Raw genomic sequence first — 24,682 nt, forward strand, 5'->3', positions numbered from 1 at the left:
GCCGCGACGAAGGCGTCGATGGTGCCGAACGATGCGTAGCCCATGCCGGACGGGACGCCGAACCCGGCCTTGGAGGTCCACCAGTTGCCGTTGCCGTAGGCCCACGGCTCGTAGACCAGGTACCCGTCCCAGGTGCCGTTGCCGTCCCGGTCGACCGCGAGCTGCACGCTGGGGCGGACGCCGGAGTAGGAGGTGAAGTCGATGGTCGTGCTCGTCGCGTCGGCGAGCGGGAAGCTTGCGGCGACGTAGCCGGCCGACTTGGACGTCGAGAGCCCCGCACCGTCGTCCTCGGTCCACACGTGGAGGCCGTTCGCGACGTACTCGTGGTGGCCGAAGGCGCGCGACTCGCCGAAGCTCCAGCCCGCGGCGTTCTTGTCGGTCGAGCGCACGGTCGTCACAGCGAGCGGCGCAACGACCACGGCCGGCTCGGCGGCGACGGGCGCGACCGGGGCGGGTGCAGCCGCGGCGGGCGCCTCGTCGGCCACCGTCTCGTCGATCGGTGCCTCCTCGGCGGGGATCTCCTCCGCGGGTGCCTCCTCGACGGGGGCCTCCTCGACGGGTGCCTCCTCGACGGAGTCCTCGTCGACGGGTGCGGACTCGTCGACCGTCACGCCGTCGTCGATCACGGCGACGTCCTGGCTGGTGCTGCTGTCGGACGAAGGATCGGGCAGCTCGCTGGCCATCGCCGGTACGGCGACGGCGCTGAGCAGGACGGCGCTGGTGGCGATCGCGCCGATGCGGTAGTGGGTGCGCTTCACGGTCGGGTTCCTCCTCGTGGCGGGTTCTCGACCCGCGCGGTGCCGGCGCATTCGCACCGATGACTCCATACTGGTGTGCTGGTATACCCGTATCCCAGGACGTTGGTCCTGACTTTGGTCCCGCTCCGGTCCACGGCGCCGGGCTACGGTCAGAACGCACCCTCCGAGTCCCAGGAGCTGTCGATGCCACTGAGTCCCCCGCGGGAACCTCTCCGACCCACGACGCTGACCGGCCAGCTGGTCGCCACGATCCGGGACGCGATCGTCCGCGGAGATCTCCAGCCCGGCGAGGTCCTCACGGAGGCGGACCTGGCCGCGACATTGGGGGTGTCACGCACCCCGGTGCGGCAGGTCCTGCAGCGACTCGCGGAGCTCGACCTGGTCCGCATCGACGTCGGTCGTCGTTACACGGTCACGCCTCTGGACCCCGTGCGACTGCATGAGATCGTCGTCGTGCTCGCCGAGCTCTTCGGCCTTGCCGCCCGGCTCGCCGCCGAGCACGTGACCGACGCGGACCTGGAAGGGATCGAGCGCAGGTCTGGCGGCACGCTCACCTTCGGGGAGATTCCCCCGAGGCGCAGCGGACCGGGCTTCTTCGACCTCCTGCTGGCGCGGTGCGGGAACTCCATCCTGGTCGAGAGCGTCGACCGCTACCGCGTGCACCTGACCCGGGTGCGCACCCTCGTCGGTGCCGACTCCGGCGTCGAGTCACGTCGGGTGGGGGTGATCGTGGCGGCGATGCACCGAGGCGACGTCAGCGGCCTCGGTGCGGTCGCGCGCGAGACGTTCCTCGAGCACGGGGCAGACCTCGTCGGGGCCGTCGCGGCCGGAGTAGCGCAGCGGTTCACAGACTGACGACGGTCTTGCCCGTGGTCTCGCCGCGCATCATCGCGAGGAACGCGTCGACGGCGTGGTCCAGGCCGTCGATCACGGTCTCGTCGTAGGCGATCTGCCCGGTGGTGAACCACTCCCGCATGTCGGCGAGGAACGCCGGGTAGTGCTGGGTGTGGAACCCGACGGTGAAGCCTCGCAGGGTGAGCCCCTGCTGGGTGATCCGGGACAGGTTCCGCGGTCCGGGCGGTGCGTGCTCCTCGTTGTACCCGGAGATCGAGCCGCACATCGCGACCCGCCCGTCCCGGTTCAGCGTGCCCAGCGCCGCCTCGAGGTGCACGCCGCCGACGTTGTCGAAGTACACGTCGATCCCGTCCGGCGCCGCTCGCCGGAGCTGCTGGTAGACGTGCCCGTCCTTGTAGTTGAAGGCCGCGTCGAACCCGTACTTCTCCTGCACCAGCGCGACCTTCGCGGGCGACCCCGCCGACCCGATCACGCGTGACGCGCCCTTGAGCCGCGCGATCTGTCCGACCATCGACCCGACCGCGCCGGCCGCCCCCGACACGAACACGACCTCGCCGGGCTTCATCTGCGCGATCTCCAGGAGTCCGAGGTGCGCGGTGAACGCCGTCATCCCGAGCACCCCGAGATACGCCGACAGGGGCACGCCGTCGTCGACCACCCGGAACCGGCTGGCGTCGCCCTGCGCGACGTCCCGCCAGCCGAGGTCGTGCGTGACCGCTGCGCCCACGGGGACGGCATCCGACGTCGACGCGACCACCCGCCCCACCGCGCCGCCGGTCATGGTCTCGCCCAGCGCGAAGGGCGGCGTGTACGACTCGACGTCGTTCATCCGGCCGCGCATGTACGGGTCGACGGAGAGGAACTCGTTCGCCACCCGCACCTGGTCCGGGCCCAGGTCGGGCAGCTCGACGGTGACCGTGCGGAAGTCCTCGTGCACGGGCCACCCCTGCGGCCGACGGACGAGCTGGACCTGGGTGCTGGTGGGCATGCCCCGAGTCTGCGCCAGGTCAGGAGATCGTGCGCCCCCGTGGCGTCGGGGATGCCGGAGCGGCGCCAGCAGTCCGACCCGCCGGGATTCGGCGTCCTGCCGACGAATCATCGGCCGATCCTCTGGATCCCGACGTCACCAGTCGTGCACCGTGCCGTCCTTGAGCCGGTTGAACGGCAGGTACGCCGGCTGGTACGGGTGAGCAGCCGCGACCTCGTCGTCGTAGGTCACCCCGAGTCCCGGCTCGTTCCCGGGGTGCAGGTAGCCGTCCGCGAACGTGAAGGACTGCCGGAACACCTCGTTGGTCCGGGCGCCGTGCTGCATGTACTCCTGGATGCCGAAGTTGTGGATCGCGAGGTCGAGGTGCAGCGCGGCGGCCATGCCGACGGGGGAGATGTCGGTGGGGCCGTGGATGCCGGACTTGATCTGGTACTGCGCGGCGAAGTCGAGGATCTTGCGCAGCGCGGAGATGCCGCCGGTGTGCGTGACCGCGGACCGCACGTAGTCGATGAGCTGCTCGCGCACCAGCGTCTGGTAGTCCCACACGGTGTTGAACACCTCGCCGATGGCCAGCGGCGTGGTGGTGTGCCGGCGGACCAGCCGCAGCGCCTCCTGGTTCTCGGCCGGCGTGCAGTCCTCCAGCCAGAACAGGTCGTACGGCTCGAGGTCCTTGCCCAGGCGGGCCGCCTGGATCGGCGTCATGCGGTGGTGCCCGTCGTGCAGCAGGGGCAGCTCTGGTCCGAACTCGCTGCGGACCGCCTCGAACACGCTCGGGATGTGGCGCAGGTAGGCGCGGGTGTCCCAGTCCTCCTCGACGGGCAGCGGCACGCGCTGCGCGGGTTCGTAGTCGTAGCGCCCCGACGACGACGGCTGCGCCGCGACCCCGTAGACCGCGTCGATGCCCGGCACCGCGGTCTGCACGCGGATCGAGCGGAACCCGAGGTCCTGGTGCTTGCGGATCGAGTCGAACAGCTCGGGCAGGTCGCGCCCGCTCGCGTGGCCGTACGCCATGATCCCGTGCCGGCTCGCGCCGCCGAGGAGCTGGTAGAGCGGCAGCCCCGCCACCTTGGCCTTGATGTCCCAGAGCGCGACGTCGACCGCGGCGATCGCCGCCATGGTCACCGGCCCGCGCCGCCAGTAGGCCGAGCGGTAGAGGAACTGCCAGGTGTCCTCGATCCGGTGGGCGTCGCGGTCGATGAGCAGCGGCACCACGTGGTCGGCCAGGTACGACGCCACCGCCAGCTCGCGGCCGTTCAGCGTCGCGTCCCCGAGACCCACCACGCCGTCCTGCGTGGTGATCCGCAGGGTGACGAAGTTCCGGTCTGGGCTGCTCACCAGCACCTCTGCGCTCCGGATCGCGCTGCCGGCTGAGGTGCCGGCGAGGTCGCCCTGCGTCAGGTCGGGGAGGTCCATGGGCATGCCTGCTCCGTCCCGCCGACGACACCGTCGGCGATCGTTCCGTCGTCGGCCGCGTCGCCGGCGTGCTGTGTCGTCCACCGTATCCACGTGCTGGTCGACTCCGGCCAGGCGCCGCTGCGCGTCGTCCCCTGACCGGCCCGCTCTGGCAGGGTGGGCGCGTGACGATCACCGAGACGGACCTGGTCCACCTGCGCCGCGCGGTCGAGCTCGCGCGCGAGGCCCTCGACGACGGCGACGAGCCCTACGGCTCCGTCCTGGTCGACGCCGCCGGGCAGGTGCGCTTCGAGGATCGCAACCGCGTCAAGGACGGCGACGAGACCCGGCACCCGGAGTTCGAGATCGCCCGGTGGTCGGCGAACCACCTCACGCCGGACGAGCGCGCCGCGTCGACCGTGTACACCTCGGGCGAGCACTGCCCGATGTGCTCGGCCGCCCACGCCTGGGTCGGTCTGGGTCGGATCGTCTACGTGACGTCGTCCGCGCAGACGGGCAGCTGGCTGGCCGAGTGGGGCGTCCCCCCTGCCGCGGTCGCCCCGCTCTCGATCCGCACCGTTGCGCCCGGCATCCCCGTCGAGGGGCCCGTCCCCGACCTGGTGGACGAGGTCCGCGAGCTCCAGCGCCGCCGGTTCGGGGTGTGATCAGGGCGCGTTGACGCCGTCGTCGTACCAGCCCAGCGAGTCCGCCTCCGTCACCTCGAGGACCTCGAGGTCGGGCGTCGCGAGCAGGTGGTCGACCAGCGCCCGGGTGCCGCCGACCACGGTCGAGTCGAGATCGACCTCCGTGGCCAGGCACCATGCGTGGTCGTCGGGCCAGAGCAGGTTCGGCGTGCGCCACCCGGGGTGGAACGGGTCGACATCGGCCGTGGCTCGCCCGTCGGCCAGCGCCTCGAGATCGACGGTCGCCGCGCGGAACAACACGTGGGCCCGGCATGGGAGCTCGAGCTTCGGGCCGTGCAGCACCTCGGGCGCGAGCTCGTCGGGCGCGCGGCGAGGCGGGGGCGGCGTCGCGTCGGGGTCGTCGGACCACCACGCCACCACCTGCATCCCGACGTCCCAGCCCGAACCCTCCCAGAAAGCCGCGACCAGGTCCCCGTCGGTGTGCTGGGCCAGGACCCGGGACAGCGCCCGGAGCTGGGCGGGCGGGAGGGAGCCCTCGGCGGGATCGCCACCGGGCCACTCGACGTCCGTTTCCGGGGCATCGCCGGCCACCCCGGGCTCCGTCGCGGGTCGCCCGGCGTGCACGTCCGAGCGGCGGGCCAACCGCCAGGCCTGGGCCGTGGGGTGAAGAACGCGCCCGGTCGTCGCGGCGACCTCCGCCCACGAGACCGGCGCGAAGTCGGCGTCGTACATCGGGTGCAGGACGCGCGCGTAGGCCTCGAAGCCCCGGGGCACCAGGGAGCCGACGACCGCACCGAACGGGCCGAGCCGCGGGCTCAGCCAGTCACCGACGCGCGGGTCGGGCTCGTACCGGAACATGGCTCGCATCGTGGCATGCCCGAGGGGCTGTCAGGCCACCTCGCCGACCGCGGCCAGTGCCGCCAGCAGCCCGGGCCCGTGCCGCTCGAGCTTGGCCGCACCGATCCCGCTGATCCCGCCCAGCTGCTCCAGCGACGTCGGCCGCTGAGTGACCACCTCGCGCAGCGTCGCGTCGTGGAACACCACATAGGCGGGGACGCCCTGCTCCTTGGCGACGCCGGCCCGCCAGGCCCGCAGCACCTCGAACAGCTCGAGCGCGTCGTCCGACAGGTCCGCCGCGGCGGTCGGGCGGCTGGAGCGCGACCCGCGCGACCGCACGACCTTCTCGGCCTCACGCCGCAGCCGGACCTCACGGGCCCCGCGCAGCACGTCGGCGCTGTCCGGGGTCAGCCGCAGCGTGCCGTAGCCGTCGCTGTCGACCCCGAGCAGCTCCAGGGCGAGCAGCTGCCGGACCACCCCGCGCCACTCGCCGTCGGAGAGGTCCTTGCCCACGCCGAACGTCGACAGCGACTGGTGCCCGAGCTGCGTGACCCGCGGCGTCTCCTTGCCGAGCAGGATGTCGACCAGGTGCCCCGCGCCGTACCGCTGGCCGCGCTGCTCCAGCCGCACGACCGTGGAGAGCAGCTTCTGTGCGGCGACGGTCCCGTCCCACGACTCCGGCGGCGTCAGGCACGTGTCGCAGTTGCCGCACGGCTCCGAGGGCTGGCCGAAGTAGTTGAGCAGCTGCACGCGCCGGCACGACACCGTCTCGCACAGCGCGAGCATGGCGTCGAGGTGCGCGGTCAGCCGCCGCTTGTGCGCGGCGTCGCCCTCGGAGGTGTCGATCATCCGGCGCTGCTGCACGACGTCGGCCAGCCCGTACGCGAGCCACGCGGTCGACGGCAGGCCGTCGCGGCCCGCGCGCCCCGTCTCCTGGTAGTAGCCCTCGACGGACTTGGGCAGGTCGAGGTGGGCGACGAAGCGCACGTCGGGCTTGTCGATGCCCATGCCGAACGCGATGGTCGCGACCATGACGATGCCGTCCTCGCGCAGGAACCGGGACTGGTTCCGCGCGCGCACCTGCCGGTCGAGGCCCGCGTGGTACGGCAGCGCCGGCACGCCGTGGTCGACCAGGAACTGCGCGGTCTGCTCGACGGAGTTGCGCGACAGGCAGTAGACGATGCCCGCGTCGCCCTCGTGCTCGGTGCGCAAGAGGTTGAGCAGCTGGTCGCGCGGCTTGTCCTTGGGTGCGATCCGGTACTGGATGTTGGGCCGGTCGAAGCTGGCGACGAAGTGCCGGGCGTCCCCGAGCTGGAGCCGCTGGGCGATCTCCGCGTGCGTCTGCTCGGTGGCCGTGGCCGTGAGCGCGATCCGCGGAACCTCGGGCCAGCGCTCGTGCAGCATCGACAGCTGCAGGTAGTCGGGCCGGAAGTCGTGCCCCCACTGGGACACGCAGTGCGCCTCGTCGATGGCGAACAGCGCGACGGTGCCGCGGTCCAGCAGCTCGATGGTCTCGCGCACGCGCAGCCGCTCGGGTGCGAGGTAGAGCAGGTCGAGCTCGCCCGCCAGGTACGCGTCCTCGACCGTGCGCCGCTCGAACGACTGCTGCGTCGAGTTGAGGAACCCCGCGCGCACGCCCAGGGCGGACAGCGCGTCGACCTGGTCCTGCATGAGCGCGATCAGGGGCGAGACGACGACGCCCGTGCCCTGCCGGACCAGCGCCGGCACCTGGTAGCAGAGCGACTTGCCGCCGCCGGTCGGCATGAGCACCAGCGCGTCGCCGCCGCGCACGACGGTGTCGATGATCTCGGCCTGCTCGCCGCGGAAGGCGTCGTACCCCCACACGGTGTGCAGCACCGCGGCCGCGGCCGCCAGCGCGGCCTCGGGGTCGAGCACCTGGGCGACCTCGCGCGGGATGTCCGGCCGCGGCGGGGGTGCCGGCCGATCGCGGCGGGCGGCGCCGGGAGAGGCGGCCCGCGGGTCGTCGTGCTCGGGCGGCGCGGCGTCGTAGGCCGGGTCGAACGGCGGCTCCTCGTCGAGAGGCCAGTCCGGCACGTCGCCACCCCACCCGTCAGTCACGCGCACACCCTACGTGCCGCTCCCGACGCCCGGGTCGCCCCGATCCACAGGCCGCTACGAGCGTCGATGATGACCCTCAGTGCTTGGTCGCCCGACATGCAGCGCGCGCGTCGGAGCGGGGCGGCTCCGTAGGGTGTTCCTCATGGCAACCGCACTCATCACCGGCGCGTCCGCCGGACTCGGTCTGGAGTTCGCCTGGCAGCTGGCCACGGCCAAGCACGACGTCGTCCTCGTGGCGCGCAACGAGGAGCGGCTGACGCGCCTCGCCGCGCAGCTCGAGGCCGCCGCGGGCATCCGCGCCGAGGTCCTGGTGGCCGACCTCTCCGTGCGCGCCGACGTCGAGCGCGTCGCGGACCGCCTCCGTGCCACCGAGCGCCCGGTCGGCCTGCTCGTGAACAACGCGGGCCTGGGGCTGAACCAGCGGTTCGTCGACGGTGACCTGGACGCCGAGGAGTCGGCGCTCGCGGTCATGGTCACGGCCGTGCTCGTCCTGTCGCACGCCGCCGCCGGGGCGATGGTCCCGCGTGGTCGCGGCGCCATCCTCAACGTCGCCTCCGTCGCCGCCCTGCTCGCCTCGGGCACGTACTCCGCGCACAAGGCGTGGGTGCGCGTGTTCACCGAGGGCCTCGCCGTCGAGCTGCGCGGCACCGGGGTCACGGCGACGGCCCTGTGCCCGGGCTTCGTGCACACCGAGTTCCACGAGCGCGGCGCGATCGACACGGCCGCGTACCCCGAGATCGCGTGGCTGAACGCCGAGGACGTCGTGGCGACGGGCCTCGCCGACGTGCGCCGCGGTGCCGTCATCTCCACGCCGAGCCTGCGCTACCGCACCCTGTCGGCGGCGGCCCGGTTGGCCCCGCGCAGCGCCGTGCGCGCGTTCGGCCGCTACCGGCGGGCGCTTCAGGACCAGGACGCCGAGGTGGCCGCGGCCGAGTGAGCCCGGCTCCCCGGTAGCCTGACCGCCGTGAGCACCGACCTCTCCCCGACGCCCCGCGAGCAGCTGCTCGAGCTCATCAAGACCCTCGCGGTCGTGCACGGGAAGGTCACGCTGTCGTCCGGCCGTGAGGCCGACTACTACGTCGACCTGCGCCGCGTCACGCTGCACCACCGCGCCGCCCCACTGATCGGGCACCTGCTGCTCGACCGGCTGGAGGAGGTCGGGCTCGGCACCGCGGAGATCGACGCCGTCGGCGGCCTGACCCTCGGCGCGGACCCCGTCGCGACGTCTCTCCTGCACGCCGCCGCCTCCCGCGGCCAGGACCTCGACGCGTTCGTCGTCCGCAAGGAGGCCAAGGCCCACGGCATGCAGCGTCGGATCGAGGGCCCCGACATCGCGGGCCGCAAGGTCGTGGTCCTCGAGGACACGTCGACGACCGGCGGCTCGCCCATCGCCGCGGTCGAGGCGGCTCGCGAGGCCGGCGCCGAGGTGCTGGGCGTCGCGGTGATCGTCGACCGCGCCACCGGTGCGCAGGCCAAGATCGAGGCGCTCGGGGTGCCGTACCACTACCTGTTCAGCCTGTCCGACCTCGGCCTGGCCTGACCCCGTGGGCGGTGTGCTGGTCGCCCTCGTCGTGATCGGCGTCATCGGCCTGCTGGTCCTCTCCGTCTGGCTGCAGCGCAAGCGGCACGAGCGGTTCCAGCAGTGGGCGGCCGCGACCGGGTGGACCTACCAGGAGTCCGACCGCTCCCTGGTCGACCTCTCTCGCGACCAGCCGTTCGGGGTCGGGCACGGCAAGACCGCGAAGGAGGTGCTGCGCGGCACGTACGCGACCATGCCCGCGCTGTCCTTCACCTACGGCTGGGTGACGGGCAGCGGGAAGAGCGCGACCTCGCACACCGCGCACGTGGTGGCCCTCGGGCTGCCGGCCTTCCTGCCCACCGTGGAGGTCACGCCCGAGGGGCTCGGCGCCGAGCTGGCGAAGCTGGTGGGCGCCCGCGACCTGCAGCTCGAGTCGGAGGCGTTCAACCAGGCGTACCGGGTGGCCGCCGACGACGAGCGCGTGGGCCACGCGATCCTGCACCCGCGGTTGATGGAGCGGCTGCTGCGCGCCGACGCCCAGGGCATCCCGTGGCGGATCGAGGGCACCCAGATCCTGTCGTGGGAGTCGGGCAGCACCGACCTCGACCGGTTGGCGTCCCGCCTCGACCTGCTCGCCGCCGTGGTCCGCTCGATCCCACGGCACGTCTGGCAGGACCACGGCTACGACCCGCTCGACGCTACGATCGGCTGACCTGCCCGACCTCCGAGAGGCCCTCCAGTGAGCACCGGTGTCATCGTCCTGATCGTCATTGCCGTGATCGTGGTGATCGCGGTCATCTGGGCCGTCAGCACCTACAACGGCCTCGTGCGCCTGCGGAACCTGGTCCAGGAGGCCTGGCGGCAGATCGACGTCGAGCTGCACCGCCGGCACGACCTGATCCCCAACCTCGTCGAGTCGGTCAAGGGGTACGCGGCCCACGAGAAGGGCGTGTTCGAGGAGGTCGCTCGCGCCCGCGCGGCCGCGGCCGGCGCCGGGTCCAGCCCGGCCGAGCAGGCCGCCCAGGAGAACCAGCTGACCCAGGCGCTCGGCCGCCTGTTCGCGGTCGCCGAGAACTACCCGGTGCTGCGGGCCAGCGAGAACTTCCAGCAGCTGCAGGCCGAGCTCACCAACACCGAGGACCGCATCGCCGCGGGCCGCCGGTTCTACAACGCGAACGTCCGCAGCCTGAACACCAAGGTCGAGTCGTTCCCTTCCAACCTCATCGCCGGCGGGTTCCACTTCGAGCGCGCCGAGTACTTCGAGGCCGACGAGCCCAGCGTGCGCGCGGCCCCCGAGGTCAGCTTCTAGACCCGCTCGACCAGGTCCTGCACCGAGTCGAGGATCTCGGTCGGCCGGAACGGGAAGCTCTCGACGTCGGCCAGGCGCGTCGACCCGGAGAGCACGAGGAACGTGCGCAGCCCGGCCTCGATCCCGGACACGACGTCGGTGTCCATCCGGTCGCCGACCATCACGGTGGTCTCCGAGTGCGCGTCGATGCGGTTGAGCGCGGACCGGATCATCATCGGGTTGGGCTTGCCGACGAAGTACGGCTGCCGCCCCGTCGCCGCGCTGATCATGGCGGCGACGGCGCCCGTGGCCGGCAGGTCGCCGTCCGCGGACGGCCCGGTGACGTCGGGGTTGGTGGCGATGAACCGGGCCCCGCCCTGGATCAGGCGGATGGCCTGGGTGATCGCCTCGAACGAGTAGGTACGCGTCTCGCCGAGCACCACGAAGTCGGGCTGCGCGGCCGTCAGGGTGTAGCCCGCCTCGTAGAGCGCGGTGGTGAGCCCGGCCTCGCCGATCACGTACGCGGACCCGTTCGGCATCTGGTCGACCAGGAACTGCGCCGTGGCCAGGGCCGAGGTCCAGATCGCGTCCTCGGGCACGTCGATCCCGGACGCGGCGAGCCGGGCCCGCAGGTCGCGCGTGGTGAAGATCGAGTTGTTGGTGAGGATGAGGAACGGGCGGTCGTTGTCGCGCAGCGCCCGCACGAACTCGGCGGCGCCGGGCAGCGCCGTGCCCTCGTGCACGAGGACGCCGTCCATGTCGGACAGCCAGGACCGGATCTCCCGGGGGCCGTGGTGCGTCATGCGCCGAACGCCTTGCGCTCGACCTCGTCGCGCTCGGCCTGCTCGTCGTAGCGCAGGTCGCGCCCGTCCTGCGTGATCTCCCCGGTCTTCTGGTGGCGGCGCTTGCGCCACACCTCGATGAGCACCGGCACCACCGACATGAAGACGACGAGGATCAGAAGTGCCTCGATGTTGTCGCGGATGAACGCGATGTTCCCGAGCAGGTACCCGAGCACGGTGACGCCGCCCGCCCAGAGGATCACGCCGATCGCGTTGAAGAGCGCGAAGTGCCGGTAGGGCATCTTGCCGACGCCGGCCGCGACGGAGGCGTACGTGCGCACGAACGGGATGAACTGCGCGACGATCAGCGTCCGGCCGCCGTACCGGTCGAAGTACGCGTACGTCTGGTCGATGTACTTCTGCTTGAAGAACCGCGAGTCGGGCTTGGCGAACACCTTCGGCCCGAGCGTGCGGCCGATCAGGTAGCCCGTCTGCGTGCCCGCGTAGGCGGTGAGGATGAGGATCGCGACGAGCGCGCCGATGCTGATCTTGATCTCGAGGTTGTCCTGCGCCACCAGGGCCCCCGCCGTGAACAGCAGAGAGTCGCCGGGCAGGATCGGGAACAGCAGGCCGACCTCGATGAAGACGATCGCCATGATGCCCAGCAGCACCCAGGTGCCGAACGAGTCGATGAGGTGCTGGGGGTCGAGGAAGTCGGGGCCCAGGGCCGCGACCGGTCCGGCGGCCGAGAGTGCGGTCGTCATCAGCATGGCGCCAGCCTACGGGGCGGTTCGTGGCCGGCCGGGGAGCAGGTTGTGCGGACCATGTGCCCCGCGACGCGGACCACGAGCAGGGAACATGCTGAACAATGGCGCCGTGCGGGCCACGGTGAAGGATGTCGCAGCGCGGGCGGGCGTCTCGCCGAAGACCGTGTCCAACGTGATCAACGGCGTCGTCTTCGTGCGCCCGGAGACCCGCGAGCGGGTGGAGCGCGCGCTCGCGGACCTCGACTACGTCCCCAACCTCGGCGCCCGCGGCCTGCGCAACGGGCGGTACGGCCTCATCGCGCTCGCGCTGCCGGACCTGTCCACGGCGTACTCGGCCGAGCTCGCGCACCACTTCGTCGAGGAGGGGCACGCGCGGGGCTGGTCCGTCCAGATCGAGGAGACCGCCGCCGAGCCCGCACGCGAGCGCGACCTGCTGTCGCGGGCCCGGTCGCACCTGGTCGACGGGCTCGTGCTCAACCCGGTGTCGCTCGAGGACTCGGTGGTGCCGGTGGTCGCGGGTCCGCTGCCCCCGACCGTGCTCATCGGCGAGGTGGTCCAGGACCGTGCCGACCATGTCGGCGTCGACAGCGTGCAGGCGGCGCAGGACATGACCGAGCACCTGCTGTCGACCGGCCGGCGGCGCATCGCGATCGTCGGGCCGCCGGGCCTGATCGAGACGGCGGCGGCGCGACAGCGCACCGAGGGGTACCGGTTGGCGCTCGCGGCCGCCGGAGCTGTCCACGACCCGGCGCTCGAGATCCCCACGGCCGCCTGGACCACGGCGGAGGCCGTCGCCGCGACGCGCGCGTTCCTGGCCACCCACGAGGTGCCCGACGCCTTCTTCTGCTTCACGGACTCGATGGCGTTCGGCGTGCTCAGCGTCCTGTGGGAGCGAGGTCTGCGGGTGCCCGACGACGTCGCGGTCGCGGGCTTCGACGACCTCGACGGGGCCCGCTACGCGGTGCCGCCGCTGACGACCGTGGCCTTCGACCTGCGGTCCTACACGACGACCGCGCTGGACCTGCTCAGCGACCGCATCGACGACCCGCGGCGCCCGGCCCGGCAGATCGTCTTTCCGCACACCCTGGTCGTCCGCGCCAGCACCGGCTGAGGTCACGACACGCCTGACTCGTGTCGCGCGGTCCTTGTTGCGGATCCATTCCAACGATGTAATGCTACGAATCGGGCACGGCAACGACGCCGGACCTGCACCGGAAGTTGTGTCTCACGAAGGAGTGAGGGCATGGCACTGCACCATCGGCCGCGCACGCTCGCGGCACCACCCCCGCCCGGACAGGGCATCACTCGCCGCCAGATGCTGGTCGGCTCCCTCGCAGCCGTCGGCGGCGTCGCCGCGATCGGCTCGCTCGCCGGCTGCGCCCCGAGCGCCACGGCCGCGGACGGTGTCCGCCAGCTCGCGTTCTGGCACCTGCTCAGCGGCGGTGACGGCATCAACATGGCGGGCCTCGTCGACGAGGTCAACGCCCTGCACCACGGCTATGAAGCCACCCAGACCGTGCTGGCCTGGGGCGCGCCGTACTACACCAAGCTGGCCATGGCCAGCGTGGGCGGTCGCGCCCCCGACACCGCGATCATGCACGCGTCACGCGTGGCCGGGTACGCACCGGGCGGCCTGCTCGATCCCTGGGACCTCGACCTGCTGGCCGAGAACGGGGTGCAGCAGTCGGACTTCCTCGACCGCGTGTGGGCCAAGGGCGGGCTGAACGGCAAGCAGTACTCCATCGCCCTCGACTCGCACCCGTTCATCATGATGTACAACCTCGACGTGGCCGAGAAGGCCGGGGTCCTCGGGCCCGACGGGCAGCTCGCGCCGATCGACAGCCCGGACCAGTTCCTCGAGGTCGCCCGGGCCATGCAGTCGGTCACGGGCAAGCACGGGCTCTCCTACGGCTACCTCGGTGACGGCGCCCAGATGTGGCGGCTGTTCTACACGTTCTACAAGCAGCACGGCGCCGACTTCGACCTCTCCGGCCCGCGGGCCGAGGTCGACCAGGACGCCGCGGTGTCGTCCCTGCAGTTCGTCCAGCAGCTGCTGGACGGCACGATCTGCACCGCGAGCGGCGACTACGGCACGGCAGTCTCCGAGTTCATGTCGGGGGAGAGCGGCATGTTCTTCACCGGCGTGTGGGAGCTGCCGACCGCCAAGAACGCCGGCATCAACTTCGACGCCCAGCCGATCCCGACCCTGTTCGGCACCCCGGCCGCGTACGCGGACTCGCACGCGTTCACGCTCCCGCACCAGTCGAGCCCGAACGAGCAGCAGCGCCAGGAGACGTACCGCTTCGTGGCGGACATCCTGACGAGCTCGCTGGCGTGGGCCGAGGCCGGGCACATCCCCGCGTTCCAGCCGGTCGTGCAGAGCCCCGAGTACCAGGCGCTCCTGCCGCAGGCCCACTACGCGCCGGCCGCCGAGATCCTCAACTACGACCCCGAGGCGTGGTTCACGGGCTCGGGCAGCGACTTCCAGAACTACTTCCTCGAGACCGTCCAGGGCGTCTACCTCGACAAGTCCGACGCCGCGGACGGCTTCAACGCTTTCGTCCGCCGCGTGAACGTCCAGCTCGCCAAGCCGAACCCCGTCTGACCGGAAGGAGTCGAACATGTCCACCGCAGCTCTCAGCGTCGCCACCGGCACGCGCGCAGGCTCGACGGAGCAGGTCCGGTCCGGCGCGCGTGACGCCCGCGCACGCAACAACCGGATCGGCTGGGCGTTCGTCGCGCCCTTCGTCATCGTCTTCGCGATGTTCCTCATCTGGCCGCTCGTCCACGGCTTCTACCTCAGCTTCACCGGCGAGAGCATCACCGGCGCGAACGGTCAGCTGATCGGCTTCGCCAACTACGCCGAGGCGCTGCGCGACCCGATCATGTGGCGCTCGTTGCTCAACACCCTGTGGTTCACGGTGCTGTCGACGATCCCGCTGGTCATCGTCGCGCTGGTGCTCGCTCTGCTCGTGCACCAGGGTCTGCCCGGCCAGTGGCTGTGGCGGCTCTCGTTCTTCATGCCGTTCCTGCTCGCGTCGACCGTCGCCGCGCAGATCTGGATCTGGATGTACAACCCACAGCTCGGGCTCGTGAACTACCTGCTCGGCGCCTTCGGGGTCGATCCGGTCGCCTGGCTGCAAGATCCGACGTGGGCCATGCTCGCCGTGGTCGTCATGACCACGTGGTGGACCGTCGGGTTCAACTTCCTGCTCTACCTCACGGCCCTGCAGAACATCCCGGAGCAGCAGTACGAGGCCTCGGCCCTCGACGGTGCGGGCAGGTGGCGGCAGCTGCGCTCGATCACCGTCCCGCAGCTGGGCCCCACCACGGTGCTGATCATGATGCTGCAGATCCTGGCCTCGCTGAAGGTCTTCGACCAGATCTACGTCATGACCAACGGCGGTCCCGCCGGCGTCACCCGGCCGGTCGTCATGTACATCTTCGAGACCGGCTTCACCGGCTACCGGTTCGGGTACGCGTCCGCCATCGCGTACATCTTCTTCGCCCTCATCGTCATCATCTCGATCGGCCAGGTCCGGCTGACGTCCCGTAGGAGCGCCTGATGACCGCCATCGCCACCGAGCCCACCACCGAGCGCGTCGTCCACCACCCCCGCGGCCGGTTCGCCGAGCGCGCAGGTCTGCGCATCGGGGAGCGCTTCGCCAGCCCGGGCCGCATCGGCGCGCTCGTCGCCCTCGTCGTGCTCGCCGTCCTGTGGCTGCTGCCCTTCCTGTGGGCCCTCGTCACCTCGTTCAAGACCGAGACGGACGCCGCTGCGACGCCCGTGTCGTTCTTCCCGAAGGCCGGCTTCTCCACGCAGGCGTACGAGAGCGTGCTGAGCCAGGGGAACATCCCGCTCTGGACCTGGAACAGCCTGGTCACCGCGACCGCGATCACCCTCATCACGCTGGTGGTGTCGGCGCTGGCCGCCTACGGGTTCTCCCGGCTCGACTTCGCGGGCCGCCGCTGGCTGTTCTGGGGGATGATCGCGTCGATCATCATCCCGCCGCAGGTGCTGATCGTCCCGCTGTTCTACGAGATGCTCACGCTCAACCTCGTCGACACCTACTGGGCGATCATCCTGCCCCAGGTCGTCGCCCCGGCCATGGTGTTCATCCTCAAGAAGTTCTTCGACCAGGTGCCGATCGAGCTCGAGGACGCGGCCCGCATCGACGGTGCCGGACGCCTGCGGGTGTTCTGGTCGATCGTGCTGCCCCTGTCGCGGCCCATCCTCGCGGCCGTGGCGATCTTCGTGTTCATCGCGGCGTGGAACAACTTCCTCTGGCCCTTCATCGCCACGAGCGACTCGAGGCTCATGACGCTGCCCGTCGGGCTGCAGACCGTGAAGAGCGCCTACGGCCTGCAGTACGCGCAGGTCATGGCGTCGGCCGTGCTGGCGGCGATCCCGCTGGTGGTCGTCTTCCTCTTCTTCCAGCGCCAGATCATCAAGGGCTTCGCCACCACCGGCTTCGGCGGCCAGTAGCTCGCCCGTCTCGCACAACCCAAGGAGCTCCATGTCCCGCGCACGTGTCACGCTCGACCGCGACTTCGTCGTCGGCGAGGTCCCCCGACGGATCTTCGGGTCGTTCGTCGAGCACATGGGCCGGTGCGTCTACACCGGCATCTACGAGCCCGGCCACGCCACGGCCGACGAGCAGGGCTTCCGTCGCGACGTCCTGGACCTGGTCAAGAAGCTGGGCGCGACCGTCATCCGGTACCCCGGTGGCAACTTCGTGTCCGGGTACAACTGGGAGGACGGCGTCGGCCCGGACCGCCCGCGACGCCTGGACGGCGCCTGGCACACGGTCGAGACCAACGCGTTCGGCCTGCACGAGTTCGTCGACTGGTCGCGGGTGGCCGGGGTCGAGGTCATGGAGGCCGTCAACCTGGGCACGCGCGGCGTCGACGAGGCTCGCGCGCTGGTCGAGTACGCCAACCACCCCGGCGGCACGGAGCTGTCGGACCGGCGCCGCAAGAACGGCCACGACGACCCGTTCGACATCCGCCTGTGGTGCCTGGGCAACGAGATGGACGGGCCGTGGCAGATGGGGGCGAAGACCGCCGACGAGTACGGCCGGCTCGCGGTCGAGGCGGCCAAGGCCATGCGGCTGGTGGACCCCAGCATCGAGCTGGTCGCCTGCGGCTCGTCGGGCTCGTCCATGCCGACGTTCGGCGCGTGGGAGCAGACGGTGCTCGGGCACACCTACGACCAGGTCGACTACGTCTCGCTGCACGCCTACTACCAGGAGCACGACGGCGACCACGCGAGCTTCCTGGCCAGCGCCGTGGACATGGACTACTTCATCGAGTCGGTGGTCTCCACGGCCGACGCCGTGCGCGCCCGGGGCAAGCACAAGAAGTTCATCGACCTCTCGTTCGACGAGTGGAACGTCTGGTACCAGTCGGGCAAGGACACCGAGGACCAGCCCCACGTCATCGAGAAGGCCGGCGTGTGGAAGGAGCACCCGAGGATCATCGAGGACGAGTACTCGGTCACCGACGCGGTCGTCGTCGGCACCCTGCTCAACTCCCTGCTCCGGCACGGCGACCGCGTGAAGATCGCCAACCAGGCGCAGCTGGTCAACGTCATCGCGCCGATCCGCTCGGAGGAGGGCGGTCCGGCGTGGCGGCAGTCGATCTTCTGGCCGTTCGCGCGCACGGCCGCCCTCGCGAAGGGGGTCGTGCTGCGGACCGCCGTCACGTCCGACCGGTACGCGACGAGCCGGTTCGACGACGTGGACCTCGTCGACGTCTCGGCCACGTGGGACGAGGAGAACGGGCGGGTCGCGCTGTTCCTGGCGCACCGCGGTCTCGACGAGGACGCCGAGGTGACGGTCGACCTGCGCGGCTGGGCCGCGGGGCGGGTCACGCGCGCGGAGGTGCTGACCGTGCCCGAGGGCGGCGACCGGCACACGTCCAACACGCAGGACGCCCAGGACCGGGTCGGTCTCGTCCGGCTGGACGGCGTGCGTGCCGACGACGGCAGAGTGAGCCTGCGACTGCCCCCGCTGAGCTGGGCGGTGGTGGAGCTCGAGGTGACGTTGGCCTGACGGTTACCGTGGCGCCCGTGGACGAGGAGCGCGCGGAGGTCGGGGTCGGGCCGTGGGAGGGCGAGTGGCCCTCCGGCGAGCGCTACGACCCCGACCTCCTGGCGCACGGCGACCGGCGCAACGTGGTCGACGGGTACCGGTACTGGACGCTCGAGGCGATCGTCGCCGACCTCGACACCCGCCGGCACCCGTTCCACGTGGCCATCGAGAACTGGGCGCACGACCTCAACATCGGTTCGGTGGTCCGCACGGCGAACGCGTTCCTGGCGGCCGAGGTGCACATCGTCGGCAACCGTCGCTGGAACCGCCGCGGCGCGATGGTCACCGACAGGTACCAGCACGTCCGGCACCACGCGTCGGTCGACGAGCTGCTCGCCTGGGCCGCCGGCGAGGGCGTCCCCGTGCTCGGCGTGGACAACCTGCCCGGGTCCGTGGCGCTCGAGGGGTACCCCCTCCCGCGGGCCTGCGTGCTGCTGTTCGGGCAGGAGTCGGTGGGCCTGTCCGACGCCGCCCGAGCGGCCGCCGTGGACGTCCTGCACATCGCGCAGTTCGGCTCGACGCGCTCGATCAACGCGGGCGCCGCCGCCGCCATCGCGATGCACGCGTGGATCGCCCAGCACGCTGTCCAGGGGTAGAACGTCCCGGACGGGCACCGGCGCGGACGTGCCAGAATCGATGCGATACCCCCTCCCACGACACGCAGGAGATGCTGCAGATGGCCATCGCCACCCCCGAGGTGTACGCCGAGATGATCGACCGGGCGAAGGCGGGCAAGTTCGCCTACCCGGCCGTGAACGTCACCTCGTCCCAGAGCGTCACCGCCGCGCTGCAGGGCTTCGCCGAGGCCGAGTCCGACGGGATCATCCAGGTCTCCGTCGGCGGCGCCGAGTACGCGGCCGGCTCGACCGTGAAGGACCGCATCGCCGGCTCGCTCGCCCTCGCCGCCTACGCGGCCGAGGTGGCCAAGGGCTACCCGATCACCGTCGCGCTGCACACCGACCACTGCGCCAAGCAGAACCTCGACTCCTGGGTCCGCCCGCTGCTGGCGATCGAGATCGACCAGGTTAAGGCCGGCAAGCTCCCCACGTTCCAGTCGCACATGTGGGACGGCTCGTCGGTCCCGCTGGACGAGAACCTGGTCATCGCCGAGGAGCTGCTCGAGCTCTCGCGCCAGGCTCGGACCATCCTCGAGATCGAGGTCGGCGTGGTCGGTGGCGAGGAGGACGGCCACACGGCCGAGATCAACGACAAGCTGTACACGACCGTCGAGGACGGCCTGGCCACGGTCAAGGCGCTCGGCTCCGGCGAGAAGGGTCGCTACCTGACGGCCCTCACGTTCGGCAACGTGCACGGCGTCTACAAGCCGGGCTCGGTCAAGCTGCGCCCCTCCATCCTCGCGGAGATCCAGAAGGCTGTCGGTGACGCGATCGGCAAGGAGAACCCGTTCGACCTCGTGTTCCACGGCGGCTCTGGCTCGACCGAGGCCGAGATCGCCGAGGCCGTGGACAACGGCGTCATCAAGATGAACATCGACACGGACACGCAGTACGCGTTCAGCCGTCCCGTGGCGGACCACTTCTTCCGCAACTACGACGGCGTGCTCAAGGTCGACGGCGAGGTGGGCAACAAGAAGGCCTATGACCCGCGCGCCTGGGGCAAGCTGGCCGAGGCCGGCATGGCGAAGCGCCTCGTGGAGGCCGCCCAGCAGCTCCGCTCGGCGGGGCACACGCTCGGCGCCTGACCGCTCCTGACAAGACGAAAGGCCCCCCTTCGGGGGGGCCTTTCGTGCGTCTAGCCCTGGCTGTCGCCCACGGGTTGGAACTCCGACTCGTCGCCCTCGACCACGTCGAGCAGCTCGCCGATGCGCGTGACCTCGAGCAGGAACCGCACGGTGGGCGGTACCCGCAGCAGGCGGACCCGGTGCTGCGACCTGATGGACAGACGCGCCAGGAACGCGACGCCGGAGGAGTCCATGAACGTCACGTGGTGGGCGTCGACCTCGATGGGCAGGCCCACCTGCTCGGCCTCCGCGGTGGCCTCCTGCAGCTCCGCGCCGAGGTCGGCGTCGACCTCGCCCGAGAGCACGATCCGCGTGGCGTCCGTGCCCACGATGACGTGGACCGCCCCGGGCTCGCCGACGACCCCCGTGCCCTGGTCGCCTTTCGAGACGTCCGCAGGCCCGTCGGGGGTCGTGCTGTTACCGTCGCGCACGGCGCTCCTTTCGCTGACACCCGCTCAGAGAGAGTGCCGGCTTCTCGACGACTTCCCTGTTCGGCACGCTAGACGATCGGAGGTGGTAGCGGTCAACTCCCACGCTGCCCCTTTGTCCGATCGCGACCTCGCCGACATCCGTGACCGCGCCCTGCGAGCTACTTCGGTGCCGATCGCCCTGCTGGATGCGTCCGAGCCCGAACTGCCCGTCGTGTGGGTCAACGACGCCTTCGAGAGAGTGACAGGGTACGGCCTGGACGAGGCACGTCGGCGCCACGCCGACCTCGTCGGCGACAACGCCCTTCCGCAGGCTGAGCGCGGCCGACTCCTCCAGGCCCTCCGCACCCAGCAGCCCGTCGCGGAGGTGGTGACGCTGCGCCGAGCCGACGGGTCGCAGTTCGCGGCGCGCGCGCACCTGTCGCCCGTGCTGGACGACGGTCGCCTGACGCACTGGGTCGTGGCGCTGCAGGACCTCACCGAGCAGATCTCGCACGATGCGGAGCAGGCGGCCCTGGTCGAGGCCGAGCGGCGCGAGCGGCGCAGCCTCGGCCTCATCGCCCAGGTGTCCGACCTGCTGATGGACGTCGACGACCCGCACGCCCTGCGCGAGATCGCCGCCATGCTGCGCCGGTCCGTGGTCGGGTGGGCGGCCTTCTACCTGAACGACGGCGGCTTGCGGGCGGCCGACGGGATCGACGCCGGGCATCCGGCGACGGGCAAGGGCGCCCGGCACGGCGAGGGCCCGGTGGTGCGTGACCTGCGTCCCGACGCCGTCCAGCAGCTGCTCGACGCCGAGGTGGACCGGCCCGTCGAGCTCGAGCTCAGCGGCTCGTACGGCGTCGGCAGCGCCTCGGCGTGGCTGACCCACGAGGTCGACCAGTCGCTGGGCAGCGCCCCGGACCCCGACGACCGGCGCCTGATCGTCTTCCCGCTGCCCGGCCGGCGCCGCGTCCTAGGTGTCCTGGCGGTGCACGCGGGCGACGGGGTCGGCCTGCGCGAGCTGGAGCCGTCGGTCCTGACGGTGCTCGAGCTGACGGCTCGCCGCGTCGGGCTCGTCATCGACAACGCGCGGCTCTACGACCGCGAGCACCGGCTGGCGGAGACCCTGCAGCGCGCGATGCTCCCGGAGCAGGCCGAGGTCGACGGGCTCGACGTGTGGACGTACTACGCCCCCAACACCGAGAACGCGCAGGTGGGTGGCGACTGGTACGACGTGCTCCAGGTGAGCCCGGACGTCGTCGGCGTGGTCATCGGGGACGTCGTCGGGCACGACGTGGAGGCGGCCGCCTCCATGGGCCAGCTGCGGTCGGTGGTCCGCTCCTACATCTTCGACATCACGACGCCCGGGCCGGTGCTCGAGCGCGTCGACCAGCTGGTGGCCGGCATGCGGGTGCCGCGCGCGGCCGGGCTGGTCCTGTCGACGGTCACCCGGACGGGCGAGACGTGGCGGCTCCAGTACTCGCGCGCGGGACACCTGCCGGCGCTGCACGTGCGAGGCGGCCTGGTCACCCAGCTGGGCGACGCGGGCGGCCCGCTGATCGGGTTCGGCGGCGAGCCGCGCACCACGGCCGAGGTCGACCTCGAGCCGGGCGACGTCGTCCTGTACTACACGGACGGGCTCATCGAGCGGCGCGACCGCGGCCTGCGCGACGGCCTCGCGGCGCTGACGGCCGTGGCCGGAGCGGTCACCGCGCGGGACGCCGCGGGCGTCGGGGAGGAGCTGCTGTCGAGGCTCGCGGACCACCCCGAGGACGACGTCGCGGTGGTCGTCGTGCGCGTCCCGTCACCGACGGACGCCTCCGAGCGGACGCGCAGCCCGCGCCGTCGGCGGTGGTCGCTGCCCAGCGAGGCGGCATCGATCGGCCGCGCCCGGCACGCCGTGGTGCGCACGTGCCAGGCGTGGGGGATCGAGGACGCCGCGAGCGCCGAGCTGGTCGTCTCCGAGCTGGTCGCCAACGCCGTGCTGCACGGCTTCGGGCACGTGTCGCTGCAGCTCTACGACACGGGGGACGGGCTGCGCATCGAGGTCGAGGACGCCAACCCCGCGCCGCCGGTCACCACCGACGGCCACCCCGGGCGCGTGGGCGGCTTCGGCATGCAGATCGTCGAGCGGCTGGCGGACTGGGGCTGGCGTCAGTCGCGCGGCGGCAAGCTCGTGTGGGCGAAGGTCCGGCCGGGCCCGATGCCGGGCGAGTAGCGCCTCAGGCCGGAGCGGAGGCGCCGTCGGGCCGACGGAAGCCGGACTGCGTGACGCCGGCCTCGCAGTGGTGCTCCGCGTCGATGCGGAACAGCTCGAGCGCGCCGCAGATCTCGATCACGAACAGGTCGCGCGGGTCCGCGCCGCGCAGCACGGTCGCGCCGCCGCGCTTGCGACCCGCGTCGGCGAGCGAGATGAGGAACGCCGCCCCGGTGGAGTCCATGAACGTCACCTGGCACATGTCGATCACCAGGAGCTGGCGGCGCAGACCGACGACGCGTGCCGCGATCTCGGGGAACTGGTCGCGCTCGGCCAGGTCGAGGTCTCCGGCGACGGTGAGGGTGGTCGTCGTGGAGGAGGTCGAGATCTCGATCATGTCCCGCGCCCTGTCTGCTGAGGGGGAGTGCGTGCCGAACACGGGTCCAGGTCGGCGGATCGACTGTAGCCGCGCCGCTCGCGGCGTGCACACTGGGCGCATGAGCCACGAGAACCTCCTGGACGGCCCCGCACCGACGCTCCTGCCCGCCGACGGCCCCGACGCCGACGCGCGCGACGCGCTGTCCAGCGGGTCGACGCCGCGCGAGGCGGTGCCGGCCGCTCCCGCGTCCTCGCTGCTGTGGGCCCTGCTCGCCGAGTCCGCGCTCGCCGACGAGGGCGACCCGGTCGCCGCCTACGCGTACGCGCGCACCGGCTACCACCGGGGGCTCGACGCCCTGCGGCGCGCGGGGTGGCACGGCCGGGGCCCGATCCCGGCGTCGCACGCCCCGAACGAGGGCTTCCTGCGCTCCCTGCTCGCGCTCGCCGAGGCCGCCGAGGCCATCGGGGAGTCGGAGGAGTCCGAGCGGTGCGAGAAGTTCCTCGTGGACAGCGGGACGTCCGTCGACGAGGTCGCGAACCTGCGGTGACATGACCATTTCTTGACGATCCGGTACCCTCTCGGAGTACTGGGTCACTGCCGCCCGGTGCGTGCGCCCGGCAGTCGGAGCGCACACCGCAGGCAGGTGAGAGTGGTGATCTAGATGCCGGCCGTCGTGGTGCTCGGGGCCCAGTGGGGCGACGAGGGCAAGGGCAAGGCGACCGACCAGCTCGGCTCGCGCACCGACTACGTGGTCAAGTTCAACGGCGGCAACAACGCCGGCCACACCGTGGTGATCGGCGGGGAGAAGTACGCGCTCCACCTGCTGCCGTCGGGCATCCTCTCGCCGGGCGTCGTGCCGGTCATCGGCAACGGCGTCGTGGTCGACATCGACGTGCTGTTCGAGGAGATCGACGCCCTCGAGGCGCGCGGCGTCGACACCTCCGCGCTGCGGGTCTCGTCCGCCGCGCACGTCATCGCCCCGTACAACCGCACCCTCGACAAGGTGACCGAGCGGTTCCTGGGCAAGCGCCGGATCGGGACCACGGGCCGCGGCATCGGGCCCGCGTACTCCGACAAGATCAACCGCGTCGGCATCCGCATCCAGGACCTCTTCGACGAGAAGATCCTGCGGGAGAAGGTCGAGGGCGCGCTCGACCAGAAGAACCACCTGCTGGTCAAGGTCTACAACCGCCGTGCGATCACCGTCGAGGAGACGGTCGAGGACCTGCTGCGCCACGCCGACCGCCTGCAGCCGCTGGTCGCGGACACCCCCCTGCTGCTGAACACGGCGCTGGACCAGGGCAAGACGCTCGTCTTCGAGGCCGGCCAGGCCACCATGCTCGACGTCGACCACGGCACGTACCCGTTCGTCACGTCGTCGTCCGCCACGGCGGGCGGCGCCTGCACCGGCTCGGGCGTGGGACCGACCAGGATCGACCGGGTCGTCGCCGTCGCCAAGGCCTACACCACCCGCGTGGGCGAGGGGCCGTTCCCCACCGAGCTGCTCGACGACGACGGGGAGTGGCTCCGGCAGACGGGCGGCGAGTTCGGCACGACCACCGGCCGGCCGCGCCGCACCGGCTGGTACGACGCGGTGGTGGTCCGGTACGCCGCCCGCGTCAACGGCCTCACGGACCTCGTCGTCACCAAGCTCGACGTGCTCACCGGGCGGGACACCATCCCGGTCGCCGTGGCCTACGACGTGAACGGCCGCCGGTTCGACGAGATGCCGTACGACCAGTCCGACTTCCACCACGCGACGCCGATCTACGAGAACCTGCCCGGCTGGTCCGAGGACATCTCCGGCGCGCGCGAGTTCGACGACCTGCCGGTGAACGCGCAGCGCTACCTGCTGCGGCTCGAGGAGATCTCCGGCGTCCGCATCTCGTCGATCGGCGTGGGTCCCGGCCGCGAGGCCACGATCGTCCGGCACGAGCTGCTCAGCTGAGGTCGA

Annotated in this window: 25 protein-coding genes; 16 read left to right on the forward strand and 9 right to left on the reverse strand. The window is 71.6% G+C overall.

Annotated elements, in window-relative coordinates:
- The coding region (locus tag AC1DQC_RS00005; protein WP_477049176.1) for a hypothetical protein at nt 1–758 on the reverse strand (758 nt) is incomplete at its 3' end.
- Nucleotides 759–941: 183 nt separating this feature from the next.
- Here AC1DQC_RS00005 and AC1DQC_RS00010 point away from each other — a divergent pair.
- Nucleotides 942–1,613, forward strand: a complete 672-nt coding sequence (locus AC1DQC_RS00010) for a GntR family transcriptional regulator (protein ID WP_477049177.1) — start codon at nt 942–944, stop codon at nt 1,611–1,613.
- Here the strand turns inward: AC1DQC_RS00010 and AC1DQC_RS00015 are convergent.
- Together AC1DQC_RS00015 and manD are read right to left on the reverse strand one after the other, a co-directional pair.
- Complete coding sequence (locus AC1DQC_RS00015) at nt 1,603–2,601, reverse strand: NADP-dependent oxidoreductase (protein WP_477049178.1); 999 nt, start codon at nt 2,599–2,601, stop codon at nt 1,603–1,605. The two genes, AC1DQC_RS00010 and AC1DQC_RS00015, sit on opposite strands and share 11 nt — an antisense overlap.
- A 135-nt stretch (nt 2,602–2,736) precedes the next feature.
- Nucleotides 2,737–4,014 carry a D-mannonate dehydratase ManD gene (gene manD / locus AC1DQC_RS00020; protein WP_477049523.1) on the reverse strand — a complete coding sequence of 426 codons (1,278 nt, stop codon included), beginning with the start codon at nt 4,012–4,014 and terminating at the stop codon, nt 2,737–2,739.
- 164 nt (nt 4,015–4,178) lie between these two features.
- Between manD and AC1DQC_RS00025 the strand changes: the two genes are divergently transcribed.
- Nucleotides 4,179–4,658, forward strand: coding sequence for a nucleoside deaminase (locus AC1DQC_RS00025; protein ID WP_477049179.1), 480 nt, complete (start codon nt 4,179–4,181; stop codon nt 4,656–4,658).
- On the opposite strand, the gene AC1DQC_RS00030 is transcribed toward AC1DQC_RS00025, so the two are convergent.
- Entirely contained in the window at nt 4,659–5,495 is an 837-nt protein-coding gene (locus AC1DQC_RS00030; protein WP_477049180.1) for a hypothetical protein, read from the reverse strand.
- Nucleotides 5,496–5,525: 30 nt separating this feature from the next.
- Entirely contained in the window at nt 5,526–7,559 is a 2,034-nt protein-coding gene (gene recQ / locus AC1DQC_RS00035; RefSeq protein WP_477049181.1) for a DNA helicase RecQ, read from the reverse strand.
- A 136-nt stretch (nt 7,560–7,695) separates the two neighbouring features.
- Here recQ and AC1DQC_RS00040 point away from each other — a divergent pair, with 136 nt between their 5' ends.
- The 4 genes from AC1DQC_RS00040 to AC1DQC_RS00055 are packed head-to-tail and all read left to right on the forward strand — an operon-like array spanning nt 7,696 to nt 10,381.
- Nucleotides 7,696–8,490, forward strand: coding sequence for an SDR family NAD(P)-dependent oxidoreductase (locus AC1DQC_RS00040; RefSeq protein ID WP_477049182.1), 795 nt, complete (start codon nt 7,696–7,698; stop codon nt 8,488–8,490).
- A gap of 27 nt (nt 8,491–8,517) precedes the next feature.
- A complete protein-coding gene (gene pyrE / locus AC1DQC_RS00045) occupies nt 8,518–9,093 on the forward strand; it encodes an orotate phosphoribosyltransferase (protein ID WP_477049183.1) in 576 nt (191 codons plus the stop codon).
- A gap of 4 nt (nt 9,094–9,097) precedes the next feature.
- The gene (locus AC1DQC_RS00050) at nt 9,098–9,784 is read left to right on the forward strand and encodes a hypothetical protein (protein ID WP_477049184.1); all 687 of its coding nucleotides are present in this window, start codon (nt 9,098–9,100) and stop codon (nt 9,782–9,784) included.
- A 27-nt stretch (nt 9,785–9,811) separates the two neighbouring features.
- A complete protein-coding gene (locus AC1DQC_RS00055; protein WP_477049185.1) occupies nt 9,812–10,381 on the forward strand; it encodes a LemA family protein in 570 nt (189 codons plus the stop codon).
- On the opposite strand, the gene AC1DQC_RS00060 is transcribed toward AC1DQC_RS00055, so the two are convergent.
- Both AC1DQC_RS00060 and AC1DQC_RS00065 read right to left on the reverse strand, forming a co-directional pair.
- Nucleotides 10,378–11,163 carry an HAD-IIA family hydrolase gene (locus tag AC1DQC_RS00060; RefSeq protein WP_477049186.1) on the reverse strand — a complete coding sequence of 262 codons (786 nt, stop codon included), beginning with the start codon at nt 11,161–11,163 and terminating at the stop codon, nt 10,378–10,380. The two genes, AC1DQC_RS00055 and AC1DQC_RS00060, sit on opposite strands and share 4 nt — an antisense overlap.
- Nucleotides 11,160–11,912, reverse strand: a complete 753-nt coding sequence (locus tag AC1DQC_RS00065) for a VTT domain-containing protein (protein ID WP_477049187.1) — start codon at nt 11,910–11,912, stop codon at nt 11,160–11,162. Before AC1DQC_RS00065 ends, AC1DQC_RS00060 begins: the two co-directional genes overlap by 4 nt.
- A gap of 106 nt (nt 11,913–12,018) precedes the next feature.
- Here AC1DQC_RS00065 and AC1DQC_RS00070 point away from each other — a divergent pair, with 106 nt between their 5' ends.
- The 7 genes from AC1DQC_RS00070 to fbaA all read left to right on the forward strand — a co-directional run bounded on the left by AC1DQC_RS00070 (nt 12,019) and on the right by fbaA (nt 19,703).
- Nucleotides 12,019–13,020 (forward strand): LacI family DNA-binding transcriptional regulator, encoded by a 1,002-nt coding sequence (locus tag AC1DQC_RS00070; RefSeq protein ID WP_477049524.1) that lies wholly within the window; start codon nt 12,019–12,021, stop codon nt 13,018–13,020.
- Nucleotides 13,021–13,152: 132 nt separating this feature from the next.
- A complete protein-coding gene (locus AC1DQC_RS00075; protein ID WP_477049188.1) occupies nt 13,153–14,514 on the forward strand; it encodes an extracellular solute-binding protein in 1,362 nt (453 codons plus the stop codon).
- Nucleotides 14,515–14,530: 16 nt separating this feature from the next.
- The gene (locus AC1DQC_RS00080) at nt 14,531–15,475 is read left to right on the forward strand and encodes a carbohydrate ABC transporter permease (RefSeq protein ID WP_477049189.1); all 945 of its coding nucleotides are present in this window, start codon (nt 14,531–14,533) and stop codon (nt 15,473–15,475) included.
- Nucleotides 15,475–16,395: a carbohydrate ABC transporter permease gene (locus AC1DQC_RS00085; protein ID WP_477049190.1), complete on the forward strand. Its 921-nt coding sequence runs from the start codon at nt 15,475–15,477 to the stop codon at nt 16,393–16,395. Before AC1DQC_RS00080 ends, AC1DQC_RS00085 begins: the two co-directional genes overlap by 1 nt.
- Nucleotides 16,396–16,426: 31 nt before the next feature.
- Nucleotides 16,427–17,962: an arabinosylfuranosidase ArfA gene (gene arfA, locus AC1DQC_RS00090; RefSeq protein ID WP_477049191.1), complete on the forward strand. Its 1,536-nt coding sequence runs from the start codon at nt 16,427–16,429 to the stop codon at nt 17,960–17,962.
- A gap of 17 nt (nt 17,963–17,979) precedes the next feature.
- Nucleotides 17,980–18,597: a TrmH family RNA methyltransferase gene (locus tag AC1DQC_RS00095; protein ID WP_477049192.1), complete on the forward strand. Its 618-nt coding sequence runs from the start codon at nt 17,980–17,982 to the stop codon at nt 18,595–18,597.
- 71 nt (nt 18,598–18,668) lie between these two features.
- Entirely contained in the window at nt 18,669–19,703 is a 1,035-nt protein-coding gene (gene fbaA, locus AC1DQC_RS00100; RefSeq protein WP_477049193.1) for a class II fructose-bisphosphate aldolase, read from the forward strand.
- A gap of 50 nt (nt 19,704–19,753) precedes the next feature.
- Here fbaA and AC1DQC_RS00105 read toward each other — a convergent pair whose 3' ends face one another.
- Nucleotides 19,754–20,173, reverse strand: coding sequence for an STAS domain-containing protein (locus AC1DQC_RS00105; protein ID WP_477049194.1), 420 nt, complete (start codon nt 20,171–20,173; stop codon nt 19,754–19,756).
- Between the two features lie 112 nt (nt 20,174–20,285).
- Here AC1DQC_RS00105 and AC1DQC_RS00110 point away from each other — a divergent pair, with 112 nt between their 5' ends.
- Entirely contained in the window at nt 20,286–22,370 is a 2,085-nt protein-coding gene (locus AC1DQC_RS00110) for a SpoIIE family protein phosphatase (RefSeq protein WP_477049195.1), read from the forward strand.
- 4 nt (nt 22,371–22,374) lie between these two features.
- Here the strand turns inward: AC1DQC_RS00110 and AC1DQC_RS00115 are convergent, their stop codons facing one another.
- The gene (locus tag AC1DQC_RS00115; RefSeq protein WP_477049196.1) at nt 22,375–22,746 is read right to left on the reverse strand and encodes an STAS domain-containing protein; all 372 of its coding nucleotides are present in this window, start codon (nt 22,744–22,746) and stop codon (nt 22,375–22,377) included.
- Nucleotides 22,747–22,846: 100 nt separating this feature from the next.
- Between AC1DQC_RS00115 and AC1DQC_RS00120 the strand changes: the two genes are divergently transcribed.
- Both AC1DQC_RS00120 and AC1DQC_RS00125 read left to right on the forward strand, forming a co-directional pair.
- Nucleotides 22,847–23,275: a DUF3151 domain-containing protein gene (locus tag AC1DQC_RS00120; protein ID WP_477049197.1), complete on the forward strand. Its 429-nt coding sequence runs from the start codon at nt 22,847–22,849 to the stop codon at nt 23,273–23,275.
- A gap of 114 nt (nt 23,276–23,389) precedes the next feature.
- Nucleotides 23,390–24,676, forward strand: coding sequence for an adenylosuccinate synthase (locus AC1DQC_RS00125; protein WP_477049198.1), 1,287 nt, complete (start codon nt 23,390–23,392; stop codon nt 24,674–24,676).
- Nucleotides 24,677–24,682: the final 6 nt, after the last annotated feature.

It is taken from the genome of Cellulomonas sp. P4_H12, assembly GCF_056400905.1.

Excerpts from the sequence above, each read along its gene's own strand:
- AC1DQC_RS00010 (WP_477049177.1), top strand. The coding sequence starts at position 942 with ATGCCACTGAGTCCCCCGCGGGAACCTCTCCGACCCACGACGCTGACC.
- AC1DQC_RS00015 (WP_477049178.1), bottom strand. The coding sequence starts at position 2,601 with ATGCCCACCAGCACCCAGGTCCAGCTCGTCCGTCGGCCGCAGGGGTGG.
- manD (WP_477049523.1), bottom strand. The coding sequence starts at position 4,014 with ATGGACCTCCCCGACCTGACGCAGGGCGACCTCGCCGGCACCTCAGCC.
- AC1DQC_RS00030 (WP_477049180.1), bottom strand. The coding sequence starts at position 5,495 with ATGTTCCGGTACGAGCCCGACCCGCGCGTCGGTGACTGGCTGAGCCCG.
- AC1DQC_RS00040 (WP_477049182.1), top strand. The coding sequence starts at position 7,696 with ATGGCAACCGCACTCATCACCGGCGCGTCCGCCGGACTCGGTCTGGAG.
- AC1DQC_RS00060 (WP_477049186.1), bottom strand. The coding sequence starts at position 11,163 with ATGACGCACCACGGCCCCCGGGAGATCCGGTCCTGGCTGTCCGACATG.
- AC1DQC_RS00065 (WP_477049187.1), bottom strand. The coding sequence starts at position 11,912 with ATGCTGATGACGACCGCACTCTCGGCCGCCGGACCGGTCGCGGCCCTG.
- AC1DQC_RS00075 (WP_477049188.1), top strand. The coding sequence starts at position 13,153 with ATGGCACTGCACCATCGGCCGCGCACGCTCGCGGCACCACCCCCGCCC.
- AC1DQC_RS00080 (WP_477049189.1), top strand. The coding sequence starts at position 14,531 with ATGTCCACCGCAGCTCTCAGCGTCGCCACCGGCACGCGCGCAGGCTCG.
- AC1DQC_RS00085 (WP_477049190.1), top strand. The coding sequence starts at position 15,475 with ATGACCGCCATCGCCACCGAGCCCACCACCGAGCGCGTCGTCCACCAC.
- arfA (WP_477049191.1), top strand. The coding sequence starts at position 16,427 with ATGTCCCGCGCACGTGTCACGCTCGACCGCGACTTCGTCGTCGGCGAG.
- fbaA (WP_477049193.1), top strand. The coding sequence starts at position 18,669 with ATGCTGCAGATGGCCATCGCCACCCCCGAGGTGTACGCCGAGATGATC.
- AC1DQC_RS00115 (WP_477049196.1), bottom strand. The coding sequence starts at position 22,746 with ATGATCGAGATCTCGACCTCCTCCACGACGACCACCCTCACCGTCGCC.
- AC1DQC_RS00120 (WP_477049197.1), top strand. The coding sequence starts at position 22,847 with ATGAGCCACGAGAACCTCCTGGACGGCCCCGCACCGACGCTCCTGCCC.
- AC1DQC_RS00125 (WP_477049198.1), top strand. The coding sequence starts at position 23,390 with ATGCCGGCCGTCGTGGTGCTCGGGGCCCAGTGGGGCGACGAGGGCAAG.